Annotated in this window: 1 protein-coding gene; it reads right to left on the reverse strand. The window is 39.2% G+C overall.

Going from position 1 to position 3,369, the window contains the following annotated elements; translation table 11 throughout:
• On the reverse strand, positions 1–3,340 hold a 3,340-nt coding region (locus BAZSYMA_RS06835), incomplete at its 3' end, for a hypothetical protein (protein WP_143243133.1).
• Between the last annotated feature and the right edge of the window lie 29 nt (positions 3,341–3,369).

Genomic DNA, 3,369 nt, shown 5'->3' on the forward strand with positions numbered 1-3,369 from the left:
TTTTTTCGTAAACACCCGTAGATCTGTCAGAGATTTTTTCGTAAATACCCCTGGTTTGGTTTATTTTATTACAATCGCTAATTCTAAAGCCTGTATCCAGCACTAGATTGGCAAGTTCCACGGAGTCGGTGATAGCGCTAAAATTAATACTATTACCATCCACATCTTTAACATCGCTTAACACAATATCTTCTTTACTGTCAATATCAAAGTTTTCAGCGCTAATATTATCATTGATCTTTACAATGTAAACAAACTCTAATGTGTCGGTGGTTACCCCGTTAGTACCTGTTAACAAGAATTCCTTGTTGGCAACGATAATTTTATTACTGCCAACCTTTGCCAAAGTAACAGACTCATTCAAAAACAATCTTACTTTGATTTTATCGCCAGTGGTAAATGCACCACTGCTATCGATAATCTCACTATTAATACGCCAAGCGTTATTTTTCAGGGGCTCTGGGGCGCCAGAATCCATTAATAAAGTTGAATTTTTACCTAAAATCTCCACTTCACGGAAATTTTGTGTATCGCCACTAAAAGTGAGCCTAACTTGATCAAAAACAATATCACTTGCTGGGGTGATTTCAACAATCTCACCTGCCTCATCAATAGTGCGGGTTGAAACCACCACGCCTTCTTTAAGAAAATCAACGATTGAGCCATTAATCCTATCAGTATTCCTCTTGCGATTAAAAAGTTTAAAACTGCCGTTGTTGTAATGAACCCCTTTAAAGTCAAACAAAATGTATTTTCCATCAGCATCCAATGGGTGTACGGCATAATCTAATGCACCACTTGAACTGGTGTTGCCATCGGTCATTTTTGCAATATTGGAAGCGGTGCCATTGTCATGCCAACGAGTAACATTGGTGCTGATGGTCGCCAGCTCTTTGCTGCTTAGGGCAAGGTTTTGACTGCTGCTAATGCCCAAACCCTTAGAGATATCACCAAAATCAATACTGTTACCTGATACATCTCGAATGCCAGTTAAGACAATGTCGTCTTTACTATCAATATAAAAATCAGCATTGGTTTTATCGTTGGGTTGAACTGTGTAAATAAATTTTAAGGTGCGGGTTGCAGAGCCATTGGTGCCTGTTAATAGAAACTCTTTGCCAGCAACAACAATTTTATTACTGCCAACATTTGCCAAGATAACCTCTTCATCTAGTGTCAGTGTTATTCTAATTTCACTGCCAAGCGTAAATACCCCCTTGCGATTCACCGCACCCTCTATATGCCAAGCATCAGCAATGGGCTCTGGTGCATACATATTGACTGAAAGTGCCGAATAATTACCGCTATATATGCGCATATCTGATAATTTAGCACCCACATCATGAAAAGAACTGTCTAAAAACAATTCAGTTCCTATATTTGAGGTTTTGTTTGAGGTGTAAAGCAAAGTGCCTTTGGCAAGGGCACCTTCACTGGCTTTGATATGGTAATATTTTATTGTAGTGCCTGATCTAACAACTTTCATATAGTCGCCAGCAGCATAAGTAACCCCTGTGTCATACTGATGCTGTCCACTCTCATAGATGACAAATTTATTGCCCACACCTGAGTCCGCATACAAAGCATAACCTATACTGTCGAAAGAATCATTAGTATCATCACTTGAAAGTCCGAGCATTAACCTTTTGCCAATTCTATCAATCTTGGCAATAACATAACCATCATTAACAAATCCTTTGGAGGAAGTAACGTCAGCATTCCAGTTGGCGCTATAAGTTTTTTCATAAACGCCATCGCTATGGCGTATCTTATTGCCACCCCCAATGATAAGATCGGTATTAAACGATGCCTTTGAGAGTGCCACAGAGTCGGTGATAGTGCTAAAATCAATGCTATTGCCATCCACATCTTTAACATCGCTTAACACAATGTCTTCTGTGCTCTCAATATTAAAATCTTTAGCGTTAATGTTATTGTCAACCTTTACAGTGTAAGCAAACTCTAATGTATCAGTGTATTCACCATTGACGCCTGTTAATAGAAATTCCTTACCAGCAACAACGATTTTATTGCTACCAATATTTGCCAAGATAACCGACTCATCCAAAAGTAGCGTTACTTTGATTTCATCACCAATGGTAAATGCACCACTGCTATCGGCAATCTCTCTATTAATGCGCCAAGCGTTATTTTTCAGGGGCTCTGGGGCGCCAGAATCTATTAACAAAGATGAATTTTTACCAAAAATTTTCACTTCACGGAAATTTTGTGCATCACCGCTAAAAGTCAGTCTAACTTGATCAAAAACAATGTCACTTTCGGGGGTGATTTCAACCACATTACCTGCATCGTTGATCGTGCGGGTTGACACTACTACACCATCTTTAATAAAATCAACAATTGAGCCGTTAATCCTTCCGGTAATACCTTTGCGATTATAAAGTTTAAAGCTACCGTTGTTATAGTTAAGCCCCTTAAAGTCAAATAAAATATGCTTTCCATCAGCATTCATTGGGTGTACGGCATAATCTAATGCGCCACTTGAACTGGTGTTGCCATCAGTCATTCTGCCGATGTTAGTAGCGATGTCGTTGGTATGCCAACTGGTAACATTCGTGGTAATGGTCGCTAGCCCATTGCTACTTAGGGCAAGGTTTTGACTGCTAGGGCTAATGTCCAAGCCTCTGGAAATGTTGCCAAAGTCAATGTTGTTGCCGTCTGCATCTTGAATGCTGTTCAAAACAATATCATCTTTACTGTCAATATAAAAAGCAGCGTCTATTTTGTCATTAAGTTGAACGGTGTAAGCAAATTCCAATGTCTTGGTTAGCGCACCATTGATACCTGTTAATAGAAATTCTTTGCCAGCAATCACGATTTTATTACTACCAACATTGGACAAAGTAATGTTTTCATCGATTGTGAGGGTTATTTTAACTTCACTCCCCAAAGCAAAAGCCCCTTTGTTGTTAACCGCACCTTTTATATGCCAAGCATCAACAGTGGGTTTTGGCGCATAAACATCCACTGAAAGTGCCAAATTATTGCCACTAAACATTTGTATGTCTGACAATTTGGCGCCTACATCGTAAAAAGAGCTGCCCATAAACAATTTGGTGTTTGCATTTGAAGGTTTGTCTGAGGTATAAAGCAAAGTGCCTTTGGCAAGTGCACCATCAGCTGCCTTAATGTGATAATATTTTATTGTGTTGCCCGACCTAACGACCTTCATATAATCACCAACGGTATAGTGAACCCCCGTATAACATATATACTTATTGTCCTCATAAATGTAAAACATACCACGATTTGCAGACAAGGTGTATTCTATACTGCGGGAAGAGCTATCGGAATTGACACTTGAGAGTCCTAACATCATCTGCTTATTAAGCACACCAATCTTGGCAA

Origin of the sequence: Bathymodiolus azoricus thioautotrophic gill symbiont, assembly GCF_001298715.1 — a bacterium.
Lineage (GTDB): Bacteria > Pseudomonadota > Gammaproteobacteria > PS1 > Pseudothioglobaceae > Thiodubiliella.